General features: G+C 42.2%; 13 protein-coding genes. 8 read left to right on the forward strand and 5 right to left on the reverse strand.

Features of this window, described 5'->3' with window-relative positions; all coding sequences use genetic code 11:
* Nucleotides 1-320 precede the first annotated feature (320 nt).
* Nucleotides 321-1,721, forward strand: a complete 1,401-nt coding sequence (locus QJ048_RS05585; RefSeq protein ID WP_282333347.1) for an alpha/beta hydrolase family protein — start codon at nucleotides 321-323, stop codon at nucleotides 1,719-1,721.
* A gap of 56 nt (nucleotides 1,722-1,777) precedes the next feature.
* On the opposite strand, the gene QJ048_RS05590 is transcribed toward QJ048_RS05585, so the two are convergent.
* From QJ048_RS05590 to QJ048_RS05610, 5 genes are all read right to left on the reverse strand, one after another.
* A complete protein-coding gene (locus QJ048_RS05590; RefSeq protein ID WP_282333348.1) occupies nucleotides 1,778-3,427 on the reverse strand; it encodes a TlpA family protein disulfide reductase in 1,650 nt (549 codons plus the stop codon).
* Between the two features lie 92 nt (nucleotides 3,428-3,519).
* The gene (locus tag QJ048_RS05595; RefSeq protein ID WP_282333349.1) at nucleotides 3,520-4,092 is read right to left on the reverse strand and encodes an RNA polymerase sigma factor; all 573 of its coding nucleotides are present in this window, start codon (nucleotides 4,090-4,092) and stop codon (nucleotides 3,520-3,522) included.
* Between the two features lie 428 nt (nucleotides 4,093-4,520).
* A complete protein-coding gene (locus QJ048_RS05600; protein WP_282333350.1) occupies nucleotides 4,521-6,527 on the reverse strand; it encodes a RagB/SusD family nutrient uptake outer membrane protein in 2,007 nt (668 codons plus the stop codon).
* An 18-nt stretch (nucleotides 6,528-6,545) separates the two neighbouring features.
* Nucleotides 6,546-9,722 carry a SusC/RagA family TonB-linked outer membrane protein gene (locus tag QJ048_RS05605; protein ID WP_282333351.1) on the reverse strand — a complete coding sequence of 1,059 codons (3,177 nt, stop codon included), beginning with the start codon at nucleotides 9,720-9,722 and terminating at the stop codon, nucleotides 6,546-6,548.
* A gap of 102 nt (nucleotides 9,723-9,824) precedes the next feature.
* Nucleotides 9,825-10,922, reverse strand: coding sequence for a FecR family protein (locus tag QJ048_RS05610; protein WP_282333352.1), 1,098 nt, complete (start codon nucleotides 10,920-10,922; stop codon nucleotides 9,825-9,827).
* Between the two features lie 357 nt (nucleotides 10,923-11,279).
* Between QJ048_RS05610 and QJ048_RS05615 the strand changes: the two genes are divergently transcribed.
* The 7 genes from QJ048_RS05615 to QJ048_RS05645 all read left to right on the forward strand — a co-directional run bounded on the left by QJ048_RS05615 (nucleotide 11,280) and on the right by QJ048_RS05645 (nucleotide 23,940).
* Nucleotides 11,280-12,620 carry a glycoside hydrolase family 27 protein gene (locus QJ048_RS05615; RefSeq protein WP_282333353.1) on the forward strand — a complete coding sequence of 447 codons (1,341 nt, stop codon included), beginning with the start codon at nucleotides 11,280-11,282 and terminating at the stop codon, nucleotides 12,618-12,620.
* A 6-nt stretch (nucleotides 12,621-12,626) separates the two neighbouring features.
* Nucleotides 12,627-13,982, forward strand: a complete 1,356-nt coding sequence (locus tag QJ048_RS05620; RefSeq protein ID WP_282333354.1) for a rhamnogalacturonan acetylesterase — start codon at nucleotides 12,627-12,629, stop codon at nucleotides 13,980-13,982.
* Nucleotides 13,983-14,448: 466 nt separating this feature from the next.
* A complete protein-coding gene (locus tag QJ048_RS05625; RefSeq protein WP_282333355.1) occupies nucleotides 14,449-17,919 on the forward strand; it encodes a SusC/RagA family TonB-linked outer membrane protein in 3,471 nt (1,156 codons plus the stop codon).
* A 17-nt stretch (nucleotides 17,920-17,936) separates the two neighbouring features.
* Nucleotides 17,937-19,544: a SusD/RagB family nutrient-binding outer membrane lipoprotein gene (locus QJ048_RS05630; RefSeq protein ID WP_282333356.1), complete on the forward strand. Its 1,608-nt coding sequence runs from the start codon at nucleotides 17,937-17,939 to the stop codon at nucleotides 19,542-19,544.
* A gap of 433 nt (nucleotides 19,545-19,977) precedes the next feature.
* Nucleotides 19,978-21,225, forward strand: coding sequence for an ROK family protein (locus QJ048_RS05635; protein ID WP_282333357.1), 1,248 nt, complete (start codon nucleotides 19,978-19,980; stop codon nucleotides 21,223-21,225).
* Nucleotides 21,226-21,234: 9 nt separating this feature from the next.
* Nucleotides 21,235-22,671, forward strand: coding sequence for an alpha-L-fucosidase (locus tag QJ048_RS05640; protein ID WP_282333358.1), 1,437 nt, complete (start codon nucleotides 21,235-21,237; stop codon nucleotides 22,669-22,671).
* A 141-nt stretch (nucleotides 22,672-22,812) separates the two neighbouring features.
* Nucleotides 22,813-23,940: a glycoside hydrolase family 18 protein gene (locus QJ048_RS05645; protein WP_282333359.1), complete on the forward strand. Its 1,128-nt coding sequence runs from the start codon at nucleotides 22,813-22,815 to the stop codon at nucleotides 23,938-23,940.
* The last annotated feature ends 66 nt before the right edge of the window (nucleotides 23,941-24,006 follow it).

The following is a 24,006-nucleotide window of genomic DNA, read 5'->3' on the forward strand; positions in this document are numbered from 1 at the left end:
AATATTGTAAGCTAACCAATAGAGATGGCTTTATCACGATGGTTCTCGTTTCTAATAGTAAGTCGTGCCTTTTTTATGACAGGTTGATGATTGTCAATATTTTTCGCATAATCATACGGGATAGTGGAGGCTGTTTTATTTTTTCTGAAATTTATATTTACATTTACATAACCTTATAACCTATCTATTATGACGTTGATTAAATTTTCTGCAGAAATTTTTCCTATTTATATCTTTCGCAACGCAGTTAACTACACTTATTGCTTCTGAAATTTTTTTGAATCACATTCCAATTTTTGGACCGAGCAAATCTTTACAAGATGAAAAAAATATTGTTTGTTTTTTTTGCATGCCTTATTACTACAGTTGGTTTTGGACAGGATATAACCGGAAAATGGCAGGGCGTCCTGAATGTTCAGGGTAGTCATTTAAGGCTGCTTTTTACTATTAATAAAAGCGATAGTGGCTATGTTTCAACAATGACCAGTATGGATCAGAATGCAATTACAGTGCCCGTAAAGTCCACAAGTTTTGCCAACGATACTTTGCAACTTAATGTTTCAAGCATTAATGCTAAGTATAAAGGCCAGGTAAAAAACGACAGTGCAATTGCAGGAACATACACGCAAAACGGGCGATCATTTGAATTGAATTTATTGAAAGGCACTAGTGAGCCCGTTGCAAAAAAAAGACCGCAAGAACCAACAAAGCCATATCCTTACTACAGCGAGGAAGTACGTTTTACCAATAACAAAGCAAACATTTCATTAGCCGGCACATTAACGTTGCCGCAAAAAGATGGTGTGTTCCCGGTTGTGGTATTGATAACCGGGAGCGGACCGCAAGACAGAAATGAAGAATTGATGCGACATAAACCGTTCCTGGTGATATCGGATTATTTAACCAGAAATGGAGTTGCTGTTTTGCGATACGATGACAGAGGCTTTGGAGAATCGCAGGGTAATTTTCAAACAGCAACCACAGTCGATTTTGCAACCGATGTGCAAGCAGCAGTAGACTATCTGAAAACAAGAAAAGAAATCAATAAGAAGAAAATTGGTTTAATAGGTCATAGCGAAGGAGGAATCGTTGCGCCTTTGGTAGCGTCCAAATCAAAAGACGTTGCTTTTATTGTCTTATTGGCTGGCCCTGGTATTCCGGGCGATCAACTTTCTTTGTTGCAAAGTGGCTTGTTGGCAAAAGCAGTTGGTGCTAGTGAGGCAGACATAAAGGAGGCAAACACTATTAACAGTAAGTGTTTTGAAATAATAAAAAATGCGAAGGATTCCGCACAGCTGAAAAGAAATTTGGCGGATTATTTAAACGTAGCGATGGGTGAAGGGAAAGATACACCTCAAATTAAAGGTGTGCCTGTTGACGATACTGTACTTGCTTTGGTCGATCAGTTATCTTCTCCGTGGATGCAGTATTTTCTGAAGTACGATCCTGCTCCTGCATTGCAAAAAGTTACATGCCCGGTATTGGCACTAAATGGTTCAAAAGATATACAGGTGCCGGCTAAAGTGGATTTGGAAGGTATTAGTAAAGCTCTCGCGAAAGGAGGGAACAAAAATGTAACAATAAAAGAACTCCCAAACCTGAATCACTTGTTCCAGGAGTGTAAAACCTGCACGATGGATGAGTATGCTATTATTGAGCAGACGTTCTCTCCATTGGCGCTGGCAGAGGTTTTAAATTGGATCGTTATTCAAACCAGGTAACTGATACACTGTAATGTTATGTGGCGTTTTGTCTCTATAATAATTGCCGCAGCTAACTATTGAAATTTTTTGAGGTCTTTCAACGCACGCTCAATCTTTAATATGGTTTCGCTTTCCTGGCTCGGGCGGCTCATATCTCCGTCTATAATTTTTGCTTCTTTTGTAACAAGCATATACCTAGGTACGCCGCTGATTTGATATGCTGTGGAGAGTTCACCAAATTCAGATTTGCTTAAAAAATAATGAACGCCGGCTAATTTATTTTCTTTGATAAGTTTTTCCCAATCGGCTTCTTTACTGTCTACGCATAGATATACAAACGTAATGTTTTTGTTTTTATAGGATTCCTCCATTCGTTTTGAAAATTTCATTTCGGCTTTGCAAGGAGCGCACCATGTCGCCCAAAAGTCAATGTATACGAGGTCCGTGTTTAATTGTGAAACAAATCTCTTAAGACGGACATCATTTTGATACTTCGGTCTTGCAGGATTATTCAGTTCCCGGATGCGTGCGAAAATGTCCTTATTTTGAATCTGGGAATCTAGTTCCTTGAGTTCTTCTTTTGAAATAGAAATTCCTTTATCCTGTTTCGCGTTGCACATCTTCAATAGAATCATGTCTGTGCCAAGACCACTTGAACACATGCTTCTTACAAGATTAAGTGAAAGAGTTGCAGCCTCCATCTCTCTGCTGAACCAAAGCCCCAGTGATGCTTTGCGAAACTGTATTCGATATTTTGAAAACAACTCTGCAATTGCAACAGAGTCCATTCTGTAATCATAGTTTTTTTGCCCTGCATGTTCGAATATGTCATTAATCAATAGCGAATCTCTTTCAGAAAACTTGGTGCCCCATGCGATTAGTTTTTCAAGCTTCTCGGTAAATGAAATGATGTGTCTTTGGTTTTTAAAATAAGTGTCGATCGGAGCAATGTATAAGTCAATGATAAAATTGGCGTACCATTCAGTTAGGGGAGGACCGGCGATGTTGGGATTAATTATTTTGAGAAAATCCAGATACTCTTCATCTAAAGGAACGATAGGAGTTCTAATCCCATAGCCTAGCAAGTCACAACCGGCTTTGAATTTGAAATAGCTCGAAACGATGTTGTAAAATGTATCTGAACATTTATTGTCAATGGCATACTTCTCGCAAAATTTCAGGTCCTCATTCAATAGTTCAAGCCTATGTTTTTTGAATGCTAAAAGGCTGTCGGTTTTCTTGAGTGAGTCGGTTTTTTCAAATGAAAACGCATCTCTTCTTAGCACCCCATACCGATTCAACTCCCGGTTCAGGTCTGCATGCGTGCCTGAGAAATTTATGTCTATGTCCTTTCTGTCGTCAATAATGACATTGGGAGGAAATGAAATGGTGAGCGAAAGGGAATCACCAGGGAATGCATAGACGGCAATCAATTTGTCTCCAAAAGATAGCAGTATCTCTTCAGGGTTGGTAAGCGCAAACTTGAAATGGAATTTTCCACTCGCATCTACGCTGTCGCCTGCAACCTGTCGTTTAAATTGGAAAAGATCAGTGTAATGAGCAATAATGTAACCGGGAATATTTTGGTTTGTCTCTTTGGGGATTAGTGTACCGGATAATACAACAGTGTCTTTTGTTGGATTGGCCACGGCCTGGGAGCTTGTTATTAATGAAATTCCAAAAATGGTGAGTAAATGCAATAATGCTTTTATTGTTGCAGGCATAGGTTTTAAATCGTGTTTCAAAGAGATGCACTGCGCAGAAAATTTCATAAAATAACCAGGAAAAATTTATAACGATGAATCCTTCGGGTAGGCTAGCGCTTATACCACGCCGCAGCAATCAACAATATACTCAAGTGGGCCTGCATATATTTCTGTACATGAGCAACCGCGAGAGACAAGTATTCCTTCACAGTATACTTGGAGATGTTTAATTCCTTTGCAGATTCCTCGTAGGTTTTGCCTTGCAGTTTGCACAGAACAAATACTTTTCTTTTTTGAGGAGATAATTGTTTGATGGCTTCTTCCAGTAACTGAAGACGTTTTTCTTTGATGGCTGAATCAGATCCTGAAGATGACATTATCGTGGAAAGTTCCTTTTGTACCGTGGTTGTTTGCAACGCTTTTTTCAGGAAATCGATGGATTTGTTGTAGCTAACAGTAAACAGCCAGCCGGATAGTGATTTTGTGGCGTCGATGGTATGGCGTTTTTCCCACAGTGTAACGAACACTTCCTGCAGGATATCTTTTGCGGAATCTGTGTCTTTAACCAGCTTCATAATATTGCCATATACTAAACGGTGATACTTCGCGTATAACACGTTAAAACCTTCAACATCGTCCTGTAGAAGGAGGTTAATCAGTCTGGCATCATCGTTTAATTCCACAAAAGGGCAATTTAAAATAGTCTGGGAAATGTTTGAGGAAGACATGGCGAAAATTACCTGTAAAAGCTATATCTGCTAAACTCAAATTTCCTGTTTCAAATATAAGAGGTTATTAAAAAAAATCCTATCAAATTAAATGTCATTTTCACATTTATATAGATTTATCGGTAGAGTTTATTTAGTGGTTGTTTGGTAGAGTAAATGAAATTGAATTTTTTGCGGTGCAACATTGGTTAGAGTTGCACCGCAAAAAGAGACAAGCAATGCCTTGTCTGTACAGAGTGGTCAGATGAGTAATAAAAAATGGGGCAGATAAGAATATCTACCCCTTATTAACGATCACATGCCAATGTTGGAACAGGATAAGGATTTTTAGTTTCTTGTTGGCTGTAAGGGCGAATAGCATTCGCCCTTATGCTCAATCGGCATTACCAGCCGGGATTCTGCATGGCAGCTTTTTCATCAGCCGTCAGGGGTTTTCCATTTTTATAATTTGCATCAAGGAACGCCTGTGGAATAGGTCTCAGATAATGTTTGCTTGCAGATGGTTTTGCTTCGTCATTAAACAAAGTGCATCTGGTTACCAACGTTTTGGTTCGTGCCAGATCTTCCCAGCGCATTAACTCACCCATCAACTCACGTGAACGTTCATTCAAGATGAAAGCGATGAATTTGTCTGCGTCGCTACTCACATTCAGTTTGTTGTAAAAATCATTCGTGGAGTTGAAGATATCTGCCGTACTGTTCAGGTGCATTGATGACAACGTGCTGGCAGTTGTGGTTGACATATTGTTCGACTCGTAGTACGTGTTCTTGTCGGAGTAAGAAAAGTAGGTTCCTGTTGCTACAGTATTTGTTTTATAGGCAATTCCTCCGTCAACATATGCTGCACGGTCTTCACCTGATTTATAAGCAGCTCTGTCGCGCACTGCGTTGAGATAAGGCAAAGCCTGTGTGTAGTTTCCTTTACGGCCGTAAGCTTCTGCGGCTATTAAGTAAGTTTCTGCCAGTCGTGCAAGAATGCCATCACGTTGGCCAAACTGAGAGGCAACTGCATTACGCGAGCCATCCATGAATTTAGAGAGTGCTAAGAAACGGCTTACTTCAAAATTGCCATGATTGCCCAGCATGTTTTCAGGTTGCCCGTTAAAATAGCGAACGAACAAGTGCGGCGCTCTTCTCGCAATGTTAGTTGGCAAACTGGTATCTGCTTTGGTTGGATCAGAACTTGTGTAGCGTGTATCCCCCGGTTTATTTGCAATATATAAAATAGATTCCTGTCCACCTGTAAACTTAGGCTGGTTGGCTAAGGCAGGAGTTGGAGCGTATTGTGCCGTCCATTTTGGAGCGCCGGTTGGATTGTTGCAAATGTACCTGGTTTTAAAACTTTTCCAGAAACGGGAATCATTCACACGGTCAAAAACATCCACTGCATAATCTGTAGAGCGCATCCGCTGAAATTCTCTGTCTCCCGGAATATCTCTTACCATTCCCGGCAAGTTTTGATAAACAGACGGGTAGTACAAATGTATCTGGTTTCCGTAGCGTCCCTGTGTTGATGTATTGTTGGAAAACTGGGCCGCCAGAATAATTTCAGGAAGCTTTTCGTTAGGTCCGTCAGGAGTGGTGAAGTTCCAGAGATCAGAATAGTTGGCTGCCAATGAGTGTTTGCCACTGTTGATAACGATGTCTGCATATTTGATACAACTGTCCAGGTCACTTGCTTTGGTGTTGTTGTTCCAATCGCTGTATAATTCGCTCGCACGTGTCAGGTATGCTTTCGCAAGAAAATGTGCCGCGGCATACTTGGTAATTCTGCCCGGGTCAGCAGGTGTTTCAGGAAGATAACTGTAAGCCTTTGTAAAGTCCAGCATGATCTGGTTGAATACTTCCTGCGCTGTGTTGCGTGAAAACTCTGTTTCCAATGTGCTTGTTTGCGTCAGCTTCAGCGGCACACCACCATACTGTTTTACAAGTTTGAAATAGTTGAATGCACGCATGAAATATCCTTCACCTAAGCGGGTGTTTTTATTTGCATTTTCACCGTAGTACAGCGGCACGTTTTCAATTAAAATATTAGCGGAGTTAATGTATGAATACATGTTGGCGAAAATCGCATACACGTCGCCATTCGCGCTATTGAGATTTGCATCATATGAGTTCCACATTTGCGCAGTACGGTCGCCACCAACAGTAAATTCATCTACACCATAGTTTGTTGATTCATATGTCCATTCGTAGTTGAAATGAAATTTCAAACCCTGGTACACACCGGTGGAAAGGTCATCAAGACCCAACGGCGTCTTGTAATCCTGCAAGCTTTTCGATGTGATCAATTGTTCATCCAAAAAGCTTTTTTTACATGAACTGCTTACAAACAAGCCAGTTCCTATCATTAAATAAGCTGATAATTTTTTCAATATGGAAAGTTGCATTGTCAAAATTTTTAAAGATTAGAAACTAGCATTTACTCCAAAAACTACACCTCTGTTGAACGTACTGCCACCCAAATCAGGATCGAGGTAGTTAACCCCTGAGTACAGCAAGCCCGGGTTAATCATTTGCCCATACACTTTCAATCCTTGCATGTGCCATTTCCTGGCACTGCCTGAAGGCAAATTGTAGGAGAGCGTAATGTTTCTCACTTTAATGAATGATCCGTTTTGGAAGTTCATAGAGGTGCGATAAGCATCACCCGCTGCACTGTTATAGTTAGGCGACGGATAATCATTTGTTGCGTTGGAAGGCGTCCAGTAATCCAGTTTCCGCTGAGCAAAACGGCCCTGCAAAGATTCGGCGCCGGTCGCTATGTAGTTGCCTGCTCTTGAAAATATGAAAATGGACAGGCCCCAGTTCTTGTACATAAAATCATTGCTGAGTCCGGTTATTAAACTCGGTTGGAGATTGCCTTTTACAATGCGGTCGTTGTTCGCATCAATTTTGTAATCATGGTTTTGATCTACAATTTTTATATCGCCGGGATTGAACGTTTGTCCGTTTGCTTTATACTTCGCCATTTCATCCTGGTCTTCTTTTGTGTTCTGCCAGATGCCCGCCTTTTGATAATCATAGATCACCTGTATGCGTTGACCAATGAACCAGCTGTTTGCAATGTCATCCGTTTTTCCATATGCGAGTTCATCGATTTTTTCTTTAGCATAAGTCAAATTGAAAGTTGTGGTCCAGCTAAAGTTACGGTTGCGAATATTCACACTTGTTAAACTCAGATCAACGCCTTTTCCCTTGGTAGAGCCAATATTAGTCAGCATGCTGGTATAGCCCGTAGCAGGATTCAGGGAACGATACAGCAACAGGTCCGACGTTCTTGTTGCATATAAATCGATGGCACCGCTCAGGCGACTGCCAAACAAACTGAAGTCAACGCCGGCACTGGTTTGCGTGGTATGTTCCCATCCCATGTTTTGGTCAGGATAGGCTTGTGGATTTGCTGAACTTGGATCAGAAGGCACATAGCCCAACTGTACCAGGCTTCCCCATGTATAGTACAAACCTTGCAGGCCGCCCAATGTAGTGTATGGATTAACAGCAGAGTTGCCCACAGTGGCCCTGCTCGCTTTTATTTTTAAGTTGTCTATCCAGCGGACATCTTGCAGGAAACGCTCTTTACTTACTATCCAGCCAAGAGAGATTGAAGGGAAATGATCCCATTTATGTCCTGCAGCAAGTACAGATGCGCCGTCCCAGCGAACGAACGCTGATAATAAATATTTTTGATCAAAGGCATAGTTTGCTTTCGCCATGTAAGAAGTGAGCGCATTCTCCGACAGCCCTGTTGAAAAGGCATCTAAAGCAGAAACTGTATTGAGTGCATACCATTTCTGATTGGGCAACGGCAGTTTTGTAGCTGTCATGGAGGATGTTTCAGAACGGTTGTGCAGTGCGGATTGCAATAAAGTCACACCGATGTCGTGGGTATGTGTTCCTTTAATTGTTTTATCGTAGTAAAGTAGATTGTCGAGTGTCCAGGAAAAGTTATTTGTCTGGTTAAGCTGCGCGTAGTTTGTGGATCCCGGGTTGCCACCACCGCGATTAATGGAATTGGCATCCATCCATCTGCCGTTATAATAATTTTGGAAATCAGGACCGAAATTTAATCTGTAGCGTAAGCCTTTCAGAATTTTTACTTCTGCATAAACAGAACCAATTACACGCAATGATTTTCTAAGATTGATATTGTATTTGTTTTCGTCAACAGGATTGAGAATGTTGATATCGCCGCCTGGTAGAAGAATTCTTTTGCCAGTGCTGTCATAAGGCACAGCATAAGGCAGCATACCTTGTAATGCAAAATAAATATTACCTGGTCCTGTAGCGTTAGTAGTGGCAAATCCATAATTCTGCAAACCATATGATGTATTCACACTACCGCCCATGCTGAACCATTTGGTAGGAGTGATGTCCACGCTAAACTTGCCGCTGTAGCGTTTATAGTCCTGGCCTATTTGTGTTCCCTGGTTGTTATAGTATCCAAACGAACCATATGCTTTTACATTCTGTGAACCACCGCTTACACTAATGATCTGGTCGTTGGTTACACCTGTTCTTAGCGCATAGTCGGTCCAGTTAGTAGTAGGCACCAACTCAGGATGCCAAACGCCGTCAACCCAGCCTTTCTGAATATTTGCGAACGCAATCGGATCCTGACCAAAAATACGCTGATCGTCTGTTAACGTTGGTTTGTCAGGATAAGTACTGCTCGCTGCTGCGTTAGGGTTTAAAAATTTTACCCTGCGGTAAGCGTCACGTCTGAACTCCACATATTCAGGAGCGTTCATCATTGTTGCTCTGTCGTACTGTTTTTCCAGCGTTACAGATCCAACATAGTTAATACTCAATGCCCCGCTCTTACCACGCTTGGTCGTAATTTGTACCACGCCGTTTGCACCACGTGAACCGTAGATGGCTGTAGCAGAAGCATCTTTTAGGATATCTATCGTTTCAATATCATTAGGGTTGATTGCATTCATGCTGCTTGCGCCGCCAAAGTTGAGCGGCACCCCATCTACCACATAGAGCGGTTCGTTACCACCACTTATGGAACGCATACCGCGTATAAGGATCGCACCTACTTCGCCCGGTCTTTCGTTTGACGTTACGTCCACACCTGCTGCTTTGCCCTGAATGGCCTGTAATGCATTCGCAACGGGACGTGAGCGTATTTCTTCCGCGTTCACACTTACGATAGAGCTGGTGAGGTTGCTTCTTTTTTGTGTGCCATAACCAATGACTACCACTTGATCCAGTGCTGAAACAAGTGACTTCATTTCCACCACCAGTGATAAAGAAGTTCCTTCTTTTAATATGTAGCCGTTAAGATTTTGTTTTTCGTAGCCTATTGCTGAGATACTAAAATTGTATGGGCCGGCAGACGTGAGGCTGGAGAAATTAAATATACCGGCACTGTCTGTAACCGTTCCTGTTGTGTAATTCGTTTTGGTATTCCGGGCAACAACCGATACGCCGGAGATCGGTTCGTTTTTGGCATTGTGGATAATGCCTGCAACTGCATATTTCGATTCCTGCGCGTTCGCATCGAGGAATAAGAAAGAAAATTGAATGAAGAATAAAGGCAATAAAACTCCCTGCCATTTAAATAGCTTACATTTCATATGGTTAGTTTTGATAAATAAGTAATCGTGGCTTTAACTAAGTCTTTTGTGAAGTAGTGAGATGGGACGTATTTAAGTAGTCACATTCATCATAAGCATCGTTTATTTGGTTATAAAATACTGGTTGTCTTTCCTTGTAATTTTAAGGTGATTGATTTTCGTTATATAGTTTAGAATGACTTCCAAAGAATCCGTTTTGTTGAACTTGCCGATAAAATATTTTTTCTGCAAATCTTTTTCATCATAAACAATCGGCACTTCATATATCGCAGATAGCTGATCTATCACCTGTTTCAGCGATTGGTTGTTAAACATGTACCAGCGGCTCGTTGTACTGGCTGCAACAGATGACGCCGCATCTGCATCGACCATGCCTCCCGATTCATCATTTCCAGCTTCGACATCAGTACCTTGTTTTTTTATCAGGTTTACTTTTGCCAATGCCTGGTTGTTGTAAATAAATTCTTCACCGGGCTTTAAATAAAAATCTTTGCTCATTCTCCAATCGTCCTTCATTACCGGTTTTACTACTACTTTTCCTGTGTACAATCTTACCGTTAGTTTTTCATTTGCCGGATAGGCATTCACTGAAAACTCTGTTCCCAAAACCGTGGTTGAAACGGCGCCGCTGTAAACGCTGAACGGACGGCTCTTGTCTTTTGCTATTTTAAAAGATGCTTTTCCCGTGAGGTTGATATCGCGCCTGTCTATAAATGGTTCGTTATAATTCAACTCGCTGTTATTTGCCAGCAACACCAAAGAACTATCAGGCAATACGACTTTCTTTTCTCTGCCGGAGTGGTTTTCAATGTGTCTTGCTATTACCCGTGCGCTGTCTTTTATTTCATTTACTTTCTGAGCCACATTGGCAACCTGATTGTGCGGCAAGAATAATTTCCACGCTGTACCAACAACGATTATCAAAGATGCCGCAACAGCAACTCTCTTAATCCAAATGGGAACTACTTTCGCTTTTTTGTCCGGATATTGCCCCGATATCTTTTGATGAATCTCCTCAAGAACCTGTTGGGATTCAGGCAGCACGGGTTGGTCTGGATTACCGGAAAAATAATGCTGCTTCAACAACTCCTCTAATTCCTTTGTATCGGAACTGTTCAGGTAATTCAGCATCATTTCCTTTTCTTCATCGCTCCATTCATCCTTTCTTAAAAGTGCTTCCAGCTGTTTTTTCAGGTCCATTTTCAGTTTAATTTATCTGCTAAATAAAAAAAAGCAAAGCAGATTTTTAAGTATCTCCTATACCAGATAATTATATTACTGTGGATTTATGAAAAAGGGGGGGAGAAAAATTAATTAATTTGAAAATTTGAAAATGTGGAAATGAAGAATTCTGTGCTAACTACTGAAAAGGTAATGCCTTGTGTACGGTAACGCTGCGCATCCTGCGAAATAATACGGAATTTCGACGCGTATAATTTTTATTTTGGATGGTGCTTTCAGCAATTTTAAAATTTTCAAATCCTCAAATTTTCAAATTATCTTATATTCGTGTGAGCTTGACACTTAAAATAATTACCAACGTTCGCAGCATTTGCCATGAAAAAAACACTCCTTCTTACCGGAATAATTTTCTATTCATTTTTTAGCACAAAGATATTTTCGCAAGACTTTAAACAGTGGGCGCAAACACCACCAATGGGTTGGAACAGTTGGGATTGTTACGGGCCAACCGTTACAGAACCGGAGGTAAAGGCCAATGCCGATTACATGGCGAAGAATTTGAAGAAATCCGGCTGGGAATATATCGTGGTAGACATCAGGTGGTTTGTAGAAAATGACAAAGCCGGAGGCTATAATCAAACAGATCCCCGATATGTGATGGATGCGTATGGCAGGTATCTTCCTGCAGTAAACAGGTTCCCAGGTGCGGCCAACGGTAAGGGTTTCAAGCCACTTGCAGATTATATACATTCAAAAGGTTTAAAATTCGGCATTCACATTATGCGTGGTGTTCCAAAGCAGGCGGTAGAAAAGAAATTGCCTGTTAAAGGATCAAATGTTACAGCGGACCAGATCTACTCAACAAAAATGCAATGCGAATGGCTAAAGGATAATTATACCGTGGACGCTTCTAAAACAGGTGCGCAGGAGTATTACAATTCCATCTTCGAGCTGTATGCTTCATGGGGAGTGGATTTTGTAAAGGTTGATGACCTTTCCCGGCCTTATCATCAGGATGAAATTGAATTGATAAGAAAGGCAATTGATCGCACCGGACGGGCAATCGTATTGAGCACTTCTCCCGGTGAAACGCCGATTGAAAAAGCCGATCATGTACGCACTCATGCAAACATGTGGCGCATGGTTGATGACGTTTGGGACACATGGCCACACATCACGCACCTGATGAAAGTTGCGCAGCAGTGGTATCCATACATTCAGCCCGGTACATGGCCCGACTGTGACATGATTCCGCTGGGCAGAATCTCTATTCGCGGTGAGCGTGGTGGCGATCGTCAGACAAGACTAACAAAGGAGGAACAATATTCGCTGATGACTTTTTTTACCATCTTCCGATCTCCGTTGATGTTTGGTGGTGATATGCCGAGCATTGATACATTTACCTCTTCGTTACTTACCAATAAAGCAGTTTTAAAAATGCACCGCGAAGGCAAGGATGTAAGACAATTATTTCAGGCGGATGGCAAGCTGGCTGTTACCTCAGTAAATGCAAAAACAGGTGAAAGATATCTTGCCGTGTTTAACATTTCCGACAATGAAAGGCCGCTTGTGATTTCAGTTGCGCTGTCTGATTTGGGAATAACCGGCAAGGCAGCTGTAACGGATATGTGGACGGGCAAAGCAATCGGAAAACTTGCAGGTAATATATCAGCAACACTGGCGCCTCATAGCTGTAAATTATTTTGTTTGAAATAAATTCGCATGCTTACCAAACTAACGATACATCAATTTATGAAAAACCTTCGTTTCCTTTGCGCTTCCTTTGCGCTCTTTACTGTTACATCAGCGATTGCGCAAGACTCATTCCGTTTTGATTTTGGTGATCAAAAAAAGTCCGCTCATTATATCAAGGTTTCACCAACCGATACTTTGAAACCATCAGCGCGGTACGGACTCCACAATGTACAAACCATCTCCGCAAAAAGAACCGGAAGTTTTAATTCTCCCAAAGACGATTATATAACATCGTCGTCTCCGTTTTTCTTTTCTGTAAAATTGCACGAGGGTAATTACAATGTAAAACTTGTAACCGGCGATGCTGCTGGTACTTCCGATGTTTGTATAAAAGCTGAGTGCCGCAGATTTATGGTGCAGCATGTAACAACACAGAAAGGCGAATTTGCCGAAATAGCATTCACGGTGCACATTCGCGATTCTGTTATTGATGACAAAAGAAAAGTTCGTTTGAAGCCGCGGGAAAGAAATAATTTTTATTGGGATGATTGGCTAACGCTTGAATTTAATGGCAACGCGCCAAAGATTTGTTCGGTCGAAATCTCACCGGCAAACGATATTCCTACCGTTTTTCTTGCAGGAAACTCCACCGTTGTGGACCAGGCCGTAGAGCCATGGGCGGCTTGGGGACAAATGCTGCCGATGTTTTTGCAACCAGGAAAAGCCGCTGTTGCCAACTATGCTGAATCCGGTGAAACCATGCTGGCTTTCAAAAGAGAGCTAAGGCTGGAGAAAATCTGGAGCATGGCGAAAAAAGGCGATTACTTGTTCATGGAGTTTGCGCATAATGATCAAAAGCCGGGAGGCAATCACCTTGATCCGTTTACAACCTACACTCAAACAATAAAAGAATGGATCAGTGAATGCAGAAGCAGAGGCGTAAATCCTGTTTTGGTTACATCCATGAATCGCCGCCGTTTTGATAGTACGGGTAAAATAATAAATACGCTCGGAGATTATCCCGATGCAATGCGCAAAGTTGCGAAAGAGGAAAATGTGCCGCTGCTGGATTTGAACGCAATGAGCAAAACTTTGTTCGAAAGTTGGGGTGAAGAATATTCGAAGAAAGCATTCGTTCATTATCCCGCAAATACATTTCCCGGCCAGTCAACGGAATTAAAAGATGATACTCATTTCAACACCTACGGAGCATACGAATTGTGCAAATGCATTGTCAAGGCAATCTCACTCTCAAACCTTCCATTGAAAGCGCTGATTGTAAAAGACTTTAAGGGTTTCGATCCTGCAAAACCCGACTTAATTGAAAATGTTTACTTGCCTGCAAGCCCCTTGGGAGACGTTGTAGTGCCGGATGGAAATTAGAAGAATAAAAAAACGAAAGTCAAAATTTAAAAGTCAAAAGAGTCCCTACAAATTGGGCTGTTTTTGACTTTTAAATTTTGACTTTTTGATTTGCTAAGCCTCAATTTTACAGTACTCATTTTGCTATGCATTTAGATGCAATGATATTTCCTGCGCTTTTTTTCTCCAGGTAATTGCCAACGTATTCTCCATGCAACTCCTTATAATTTCCTTGATCAGGAAAGAACAAAAAACTCCCGGGGCATCTTAATACTCAACGATATAAATTACCGCTTACTTATATAAAATTTGTTCTAGCTTTTATAATAATTGTCGATTTATTAAAAACTTTTATAAAAAAGTTATAAAGTTTAACTTATTAGCATTAGTTTTAATGAAAGGGTTGTTAAGCTTTTAGGTTTTAATAAACTCCTTTCTGCTAATAACTCCCCGCTCAAACCATTGCATTAATAAACAACTGCCTACAATGAACCAAATCAAAAACTCCATCAGCTTTTGTTTGCTGCTTTGTCTTTGGTGCACATTTGCGCTGGCACAGCAAACAGTTTCAGGAACTGTTAAGGACGATAAGGGACAACCCATTCCAGGTGTAAGTATCGCCATCAAGGGTGGCAAAGTTTCCGCCATCACAGACGGCAACGGTAGATTCACCATGAAATCTGTTCCTTCAGGCGCCACATTGGTCTTTACATCAGTGGGCTTCTCTGCTTCAGAAGTTAAAGCCAGCACTGAAATGACTGTCGGATTAACACCCGGCGCTTCTTCCAACCTTACCGACGTTGTGGTAACAGGGTTGGGTATTAAGAGAGAAGCAAAATCCATTGGTTACTCAGCACAAAAAATTACGGGTACCGATCTTACAAAAGCTAGCCCTCCGGATCTTGCCCAGGGTCTTATGGGTAAATCTGCCGGCTTGAACATAACCAACTCAAATGGTGTTCAGGGTAACTCTCAAAGAATTGTTATACGCGGTAACAACAGTATCCTTGGCAGTAACCAACCATTGATCGTTATGGATGGCATACAGGTAACCAATGATCCCATTGGTGGTCAGCAGGGAAGCCTGAACTCCACAGATGCCAACAATGGTACGCTGCGCCCATCTACAGACCTGATCAGCCCTAAAGACTGGGGTTCCTTTTTAAACTCCATCAATAGTGACGACATCCAGGACATCACCGTGTTGAAAGGCGCTACTGCGGCTGCACTGTACGGTGCCCGCGGTTCAAATGGTGTTATCCTGATCACTTCCAAAAAAGGTGGTAAACGTGCAGGCGTTGGACTTGATTATAATTTGTCTTCTTTGTGGACAGATCCATATCGTTATCAAACTGTTCAAAATTCTTACGGATATGGTGGCGCCAATGCCCTTTGGTCTGCCAACCTCGATTTTCCAAAAGATGCAAATGGCAATCCCCGTTATCCAGGCAACTATCCATGGGATGGTACTCCTGCAGGTGATGCATACCAGGTTGCCGGCGCTATTCCCGGTGGTTATTCCACATGGGATATTTTCAGCTGGTACGGTCCCGGCACATCATGGGGACATAAACTGGATGGCACAGAAATTACCTGGTGGGATGGCGTAAAACGCAAATGGGATGCCCAACCGGATAATAGAAAAGCATTTTTCCGCACAGGTAACACCACTACAAACAACGTAGCCATCAACACCGGCGGTGATTGGGGTACCATGCGTGCTGCGTATACACGCCAGGACAATACTGCTATTGTTCAAAACAGCAACTACAATCAGAACACCCTGAACTTTGGTGCCAATCTGAATGTATCCAAAATACTGAAAGCAGAAGTTACAGCCACCTATACAAACTACAACAGAACCAACGTTCCAGACATTGCGAACGACTTTGGATGGAGCAACTTCATGATCTACTCCATGCCGAGAGATTACAAGCCGCTTGAGTTCAGCAATTATAAAAATCCCGATGGCAGCCAAAAGCAATATGTAAAAGATTCTCCTTTTGGTTACTATCCTTACCAGAATAACTACAACGACAAATTGTTCTGGCACTTGTTTGAGCAAAACCAAAAATTGACAAGGAACCAGTTGTTGGGTTCTGTGAAATTATCTGCAGACTTTACCCCTTGGTTAAATATCAGTGGCCGAGCCTCTGTAAACAATGCCAATACTTCAGTGGAAAGTAAGTACTCTCCAATTGATGCGGGCGGCGTACAGGGCCAGTATGGCATTGAAAACATACACAACCAGGATGTGAACCTTGAGTTGTTCACCACTTTGCACAAGGAGAAGATCTTTAATTCCAAATTCAATACCAGTTTGATGATTGGTAACAGTGCATTGAAATCAAGAATGTACGACAACAGTGCATGGAACAGTGGAGAACCTGGTGCCACTTATGGTAAAGCAAGCAATTATCCATGGTCTGTGCCTAATAAATATTATTTGTCCAATACAACAGGAACACAACCTCCTCCTAAAGAGGTATGGAACAACTTTAACCTGAATTCCATCTTCGGCATTTTGGATGTTTCCTATAACGATTTCCTGTACCTGCAGGTTACGGGACGTAATGACTGGTCATCAACTCTGCCGGTGCAAACATCTTCCTACTTCTTTCCTTCTGCCAGCTTGAGTTGGGTGTTTACAGAATCAATCAAGCCATTGCAAAATCTTGATTGGTTAAGCTTTGGTAAATTGAAAGCATCATTTGCGCAAAGTGCGAACGGTGCGCAGCCTTACCAATCAGTATACACATACAGTCCGAATGTGATCAGCAATTACCTGAATGCAGATGCTCCTTTCGCATTTGGCGGATTGCCTGTTCGCAGTTACCAAAACTCACTTCCTCCAGGAGCTTTCCTTGTGCCACAGCGCAACAAGTCTTATGAGTTTGGATTGGAAGCTGGCTTGTTTAAGAACAGGTTGAATTTTGAATTGACTTACTATCAAACAAAAGCAACCTCTCAGATATTGTCGAGCAATATTGCTACATCCGCAGGTGCTACCTCTGTTACATTTAATACCGGTGAGCTTTCCAACAAAGGTTTCGAATTCATCGTAAGAGCAACTGCCATTCAAACAAAGGACTTCAGCTGGAACATCACTGTTAACGGCGCACACAACCAAAACAAGGTTGTCGCTTTGGCTGAAGGCATTGACAGATATCCATTGCAGGATCTTTGGGGAACAAACGGTGTACAGATGTACGTGAAGAAAGGTGAAAACTATGGTACCATTTATGGCTATGACTACACCTATAAAGATGGTAAAAAAGTAGTGGCTCCGGTGTTGGATCAAAGCAATCCAAACAAAGTAGTAGGTACACAATATGTTACTACAGCTGACCCGGTTCCAATTGGCAACTCTACTCCAAAACTTACAGGAGGTATCGGGAACACTCTCCGTTACAAGAATTTCAGCTTGTACGTGCTGGCAGACTTTAAATTGGGGGGACAGATATTCTCTGCAGACTACGGTGCAGCCATGAGCGAAGGATTGGCGCCTGAAACATTGAAAGAAAGAGATGGCGGCGGTCTTCCATACACTTATCCTGATGGTACAACAGCCAATCACGGTGTTATTCTGGACGGCGTGTATGAAGATGGTAAGCCAAACAAAGATGTGGTTCAGTACATGTATAAATATCCCGCACAATACGCGGCATGGTCAAACGTGAAAATGCCTCGCAGCAATAGTGTGTTCACTAACTCATGGGGTAAGTTGAGAGAAGCAACACTTACCTATAGCGTGCCTGCAAAATTTGTAAAACGCACAAAAGTGTTACAGGGTCTTGATATCGCATTTGTTGGTCGCAACCTCTTCTACCTCTTCACCACGCTGCCAGACAAATTGAATCCTGAAGCGATCAATGGTATTGGTAACGGACAAGGTATCCAGTGGGCAGAGTTCCCTGGTACAAGAGATCTTGGATTCCAACTAAAACTAAAACTGTAACCCTTTTAATATACGTTATGAAATACATAATAAACAAAACCGGGTACACTATCTTATTATCTGCAGTCTTGTTAGGAGCCTGCAAAAAAGATTTTGAATCGCTCAATACACCGCCTGAGAATCCTACTGAAGCGCCCACACCACAAGTGTACAATGCCATCATCAGTTCGTTGCCGATTGTGAGTGGAGAATATTCAGTAATGAATTCATGGCTGTATCCCATCACACAGCAGGCCATTGTTACTTCCGGGGCTTATCCGTATGATAATGCCAAGGCAAGTGTGTGGTCAGACTATTACAGGGCAATGGCCGATTACAGGCTGATACAGGACCGCGTTCACCAGGAAAAAGACACAACAGTTTACAACAATGTGTATGCAATGTTGAGAACGGTTATGGCATACAGCACCTTCAAAGTGTCGAATTATTATGGTGATATGCCTTACTCCCAGGCCGGTTATGCACCGTTGAAAGGAGCAAGCGGCTATAGGGCGGTTTACGACAAACAATCCGACGTGTATGCTTCCATTTTGGGCGATCTGAAATGGGCCGTGGATAATTTCAGCACCAATGCCAATCAGGTCTCTTTGGGTGGTTATGAAACATTCCTGCAAAATGATATCACCAAGTGGACACAGTTTGCCAATAGTTTGCGCTTATTCATTGCTGTTACCATGTACGATAAAAACAGTTCACTGGCAGCTACGCACATCGCAGAAGCGTTGACCAAGCCGTTGCTGGCAGATGGTAATGACATTGGACTGTGGCCAACAAAAATTTCAGGACTGGAGTTCCAGTGGCGCCAGTGGTCATTTTCTGCAAACTGCTACCTGCGCATGGGTTCTACTATGTGGGGCCTTATGTCAAGCAATAACAACAAGGATGGTAGTGGCATTTTTGATATGAGAGCGAAACTGTTCTACGAAACAAACAATGCAGGGGAATGGGTGGCATATCCTCAAAACCCCACTACCACAACGCCTACAGAAGGCGGTGCCCCTTATTCAACAGATCGTTTCATTCCGGCTCCAAACTGGTCAAAGAAAGGAGCAGGGTGTATTTATTCACCCGTTAACCTGTATTTCGAGCAGGATACAAAATCGGTCCCTGAACCGATGTTAACAGCGGCCCAGGTACATTTAATAAAAGCAGAAGTTTACAACAGAGGTCTAGGTGTTGCGGCAAATGCCACCACCGCAGCTGCTGAATACAATGCGGGCATTGCAGCGTCGATGAATATGTGGAAGGGATTGGCTTTCAACTCTCCTGTATGGGTAGTGGGAAAACCAACATCAGCTACAGCAACCAGCGCTGAAATAAGCGCGGTGACCACCAATCCGATAACCAAGTATGACGCTACCAACGCAAGCAATGCGTTGAAGCAGATATATGCCCAGTTATGGATCGATCAATACAGGCAGCCGTTTGATGCATGGACATTGCAAAGAAGAACTGGTGGATTAACGCCGATGTCAACAGTTAATTCCGGTTACTATACAGCCAATTTTGGTACCTATCAGCGCTTTGTTTATCCCGATGATGAGTCAAGTTATAACTACGATAACTGGAAGGCCGCCACTGGAGGAAACGACAAGAACACTACCAAGATTTGGATAGCTAAATAAGAAGGAATTAGAAATTCAATGTCGTTTAGTTAAGGTGTTTGAAAAAAACAAAAGCATCTCGCTTGTCATCCCGAGGAACGAGGGATCTGTGACTAACACTAACGAGCACTATGCGTAAACAATCACGCAGATCCCTCCTTCGTCGGGATGACAAGCAGTCGTTCTTTCCTGTACATAGCAATCAGGTAATTGAAAAGCTGCTGAACTAAACGACATTGAATTCTTAATTCTTAATTCAAAAAAAAGAGCTTCCTGGTGTGAAAAATTAAGACAAGATGGTGCAGTAATCAGGTAAAAATATTTGTCCGCAATTATTGTAACCTTAATAACTTTGCAACGTCTTATTGTACTCGAAATTTTTTTACCAAAGAACCCACCGGTTCTTTTTTTAACCCAGGTATTACCCTATTACCCTTGCAAAATCCTTACAGACATGGCAGAAAAAAAAGATCTCTACCGAAAAAAAATCCTTACTGAATTATATTTTGCCAAAACATTATCCTGTTCTGACCTCAGTGACCTGATTCATAAAAGCCTTCCCCTTACAACGAAGATGCTGAATGAATTAATAGAGGAAGGAAAAGTGGAGGAAACGGGCCTTGCTGCGTCCACAGGCGGCAGGCGCGCAGTAACATACAGGATCAAGCCGGAAGAAATGTACATTGTAGCTGTAGCAATGGACCAGCTCGTTACACGCATTGCTGTAATGAACATGCAAAACGAATATGTGATACCGGTAGACAAATTTGAGCTGCCATTGAATCAATCAAAAGACGATCTGGCTGTTCTTACCCTCAGGATAAATGAAGCGATAAAAGCTTCAAAAGTCGACAAGCAAAAAATTGTAGGAATCGGCATAGGAATGCCCGGTTTCGTAGATGCGGCCAAGGGGCTCAATTATTCATTTCTTGACTCAGATGGCAAAAGCATTTCTGATTATATTTCAAGTAAAACAGGCATACCTGTTTTCATTGACAACGACTCCAGTCTTGTAGCGCTTGCCGAGCTTCGCTTTGGCGCGGCCAAACACGTTGCCGATGCAATGGTTGTTAATATCAGCTGGGGCGTTGGTTTAGGAATGATATTGAATGGTCAGCTTTTCCGCGGGCACAATGGCTTCGCAGGTGAGTTTAGCCACATTCCGCTTTTTGTAAACAATAAACTTTGTGTGTGCGGTAAAAGAGGTTGTCTGCAAACTGAAGCATCGCTTAGTCTTGTGGTGGAAAAAGCCATCGAAGGATTAAAAACAAAAGGTGTTTCGCTATTAAAAAAATTGCCTGAGCACCACTATGAGCAGGCCTATGAAGCCATCATAGAAGCGGTGGCAAAAGGCGATAAATTCAGCATAGAACTTTTTTCGGAAGCCGGCTATAACATTGGCCGCGGCCTTGCGATCCTCATACATTTGTTGAACCCGTCATTGATTGTTCTTAGCGGCAGGGGGTCTTCCGCCGGGAAAATATGGCTGCCCACCGTTCAACAAGCATTGAACGAACATTGTATTCCGCGCCTGCAGATGAATACCGAGATCAAAGTGTCTGAGCTTGGCTATGATTCGGAAATCATTGGGGCAGCGGCACTGGTCATAGAAAATTATGGCGGAAAAAAACTTTCGGCACCTCCCATAACACATGCTAAAACTTACAGCTCAGCAATTAAAAGAAAAATAAGTCTCCAATAGAATTCAGATATGAAAAAATACATCAGCATCTTTTTGTTGTTTTCAGTACTATTTGCGAATGCGCAGCAACACAATACATCCAACGACTACGTTGTACCATCTGATACTTTGGTGCGTGCAAAACTTTCGCACTGGCAGGACATTAAATTTGGACTGCTAATGCATTGGGGCACCTACAGCCAGTGGGGAATAGTGGAAAGCTGGAGCATCTGTCCTGAAGACGAAGGCTGGTGCGAGCGTCGCGGACCATATGCAGCAGATTATTATACTTACAAAAAAGCCTACGAAAACTTACAGACAACATTTAATCCCACGCAATTCGATCCTTCCAAATGGGCCGCTGCTGCAAAAGATGCAGGCATGAAATACGTGGTGTTTACCACAAAACATCACGATGGCTTTTGCATGTTTGATACCAAAGAAACAGACTACAAAATAACGTCTCCTAAAACGCCATTTTCTACCAACCCCAAAAGCAATGTTGCGAAAGAGGTTTTTGATGCGTTCAGAAAAGAAGGCTTTCTCATCGGAGCCTATTTTTCAAAACCTGACTGGCACACTGAAAACTACTGGTGGTCATACTTTCCGCCCAAAAACAGAAACGTGAACTACGATCCTAAAAAATATCCGGATCATTGGAGCGCGTTTAAACAATTTACCTACAACCAGATCCAGGAACTGATGACAGGGTACGGTGCGATGGATATCCTTTGGCTCGACGGTGGCTGGGTAAGACCACACAAAACGATCGATCAAAATGTTGAGTGGCAAAGGACAATTCCTTATGATCAGGACATTGACATGCCAAAAATTGCGGCAATGGCAAGAGACAATCAACCCGGCCTGCTCGTGGTGGACCGCACCGTTGCCGGCGAATATGAAAACTATGTAACCCCCGAACAGCAAGTGCCTGCTAAACCATTGGGCCATCCATGGGAGTCCTGCATTACCATGGGCGATTCATGGAGCTACGTTCCTAACGACCATTATAAAAGCACACAAACACTCGTGCAGCTTTTGGTTAAAATAGTGTCAAGAGGTGGCAACCTTTTATTAAATATCGGACCTTCGCCTCAGGGTGATTTTGCAGATACTGCATATGCACGATTAAAAGAAATTGGAGCATGGATGAAGATAAACCAGGAGGGTATTTATAATACAAAGCCATTGGCACCTTATTCTTCAGGCAATATTTTCTTCACACAATCAACAAAAAAGAACGCGGTATATGCTTTCAGTTTATCCGAAAATGATAATGTAACGCTTTCCGATAAAGTGACTGTAGAAGGATATGCTCCGCAGAAAAAAGCAAAGATTACGCTGCTTGGATACAAAGACAAATTAAGCTGGAAGCAAGACGGAGATAAGCTTGTGATCAGTGTTCCGAAGAAGTTGCAAGACAGAATTATAGGGCAGCATGCCGTTTGTTTTAGAATTGAAAATTGAAAGTTGAAAATTTGATTGTTAGTTGATAGTTGTTGGTTGTTAGCGTTAATAAAGACTATTCAAAACTTAAGTCTAGCAACTACCAACTTGCAACGTTTCCTCATTTTCAATTTTCAATTTTCAACTTTCAATTAGAAAATCATGAGAATACTCCTCGCCACCATATTCACATTGGTTTTGATCAATTGTGTTACAGCGCAGAAAAAGAAGCTCGCGGTTATTGCTTATTATGCGGGGCGTCCAACTATGGTCGACAGTTTTCCCATTGAAAAGATCACGCATCTTATTTTTAGTTTCGCTCACTTGCGCAATGACAGCATGGTTATTGGCAACGCAAGGGACAGTGTAACCATAGCAAACATGGTCAAATTAAAAAGCAGAAATCCCAAACTGAAAGTCATGTTGTCGATGGGAGGTTGGGGTGGCTGCCAATATTGCTCATCTGTTTTTGCAGACAGTGCCAAAAGAAAAACATTCGCCCAAACAGCAAAAAATCTAACCGATTATTTTCACACAGATGGCATTGATATAGATTGGGAATACCCGGCGGTAGTAGGCTATCCGAGCCATCAGTATATGACCAAAGACAGAGCCAACTTTACAAAACTGATGCGCGACCTACGCGATGCATTAGGCCCTGATGCGGAGCTCAGTTTTGCCGCAGGCGGGTTAAAACAACACATAGATTCGAGCTTTGAATGGAAGCAGGTGATGAAATATGCTGATCGCGTAAATCTCATGAGTTATGATTTGGTATGCGGTTATGATACGGTAAGTGGGCATCATACCGCTTTGTATTCAACACCTGAGCAATATTCATCTGTAGATGATGGAGTAAAGCGGTTGCTGAAATGGGGAGTTCCTGCAAATAAGATCGCTATTGGCGCCGCATTTTACGCACGTATATTTGCAAATTCAACAAATGCTAATGATGGGCTATATCAGCCAACGCATTTTTACAGAGGCGTATCCTGGCGAAAATTTGACAGCACATTCTCTGCAGCAAACGGCTATAAGAAGTACTGGGACAAAGTAGCCGAGGCTCCTTACCTGTACAACGATTCGCTGAAGTATTTTGTGACCTATGATGATTCAGTTTCAGTTCACTTGAAAACGAAATATGCGATGCAAAAAAAGCTGAACGGCGTGATGTTCTGGCAATTGGCCGACGATTCGTTTCAGCATGGCTTACTTGATGTGATAGATGAAACGAAGAAAGGCTTACCTCCGGGAAAAGCGGTTACTGTGCATAAGCGTTTTGATCGTTAGGTAAGATAGTCAATTTGAAAATTTGAAAATCGTAGGGGCGAATCGCATTCGCCCTCATAGACAATA

Source organism: Pinibacter soli (assembly GCF_029961145.1).
In the GTDB taxonomy this organism is placed as follows: domain Bacteria; phylum Bacteroidota; class Bacteroidia; order Chitinophagales; family Chitinophagaceae; genus Pinibacter; species Pinibacter soli.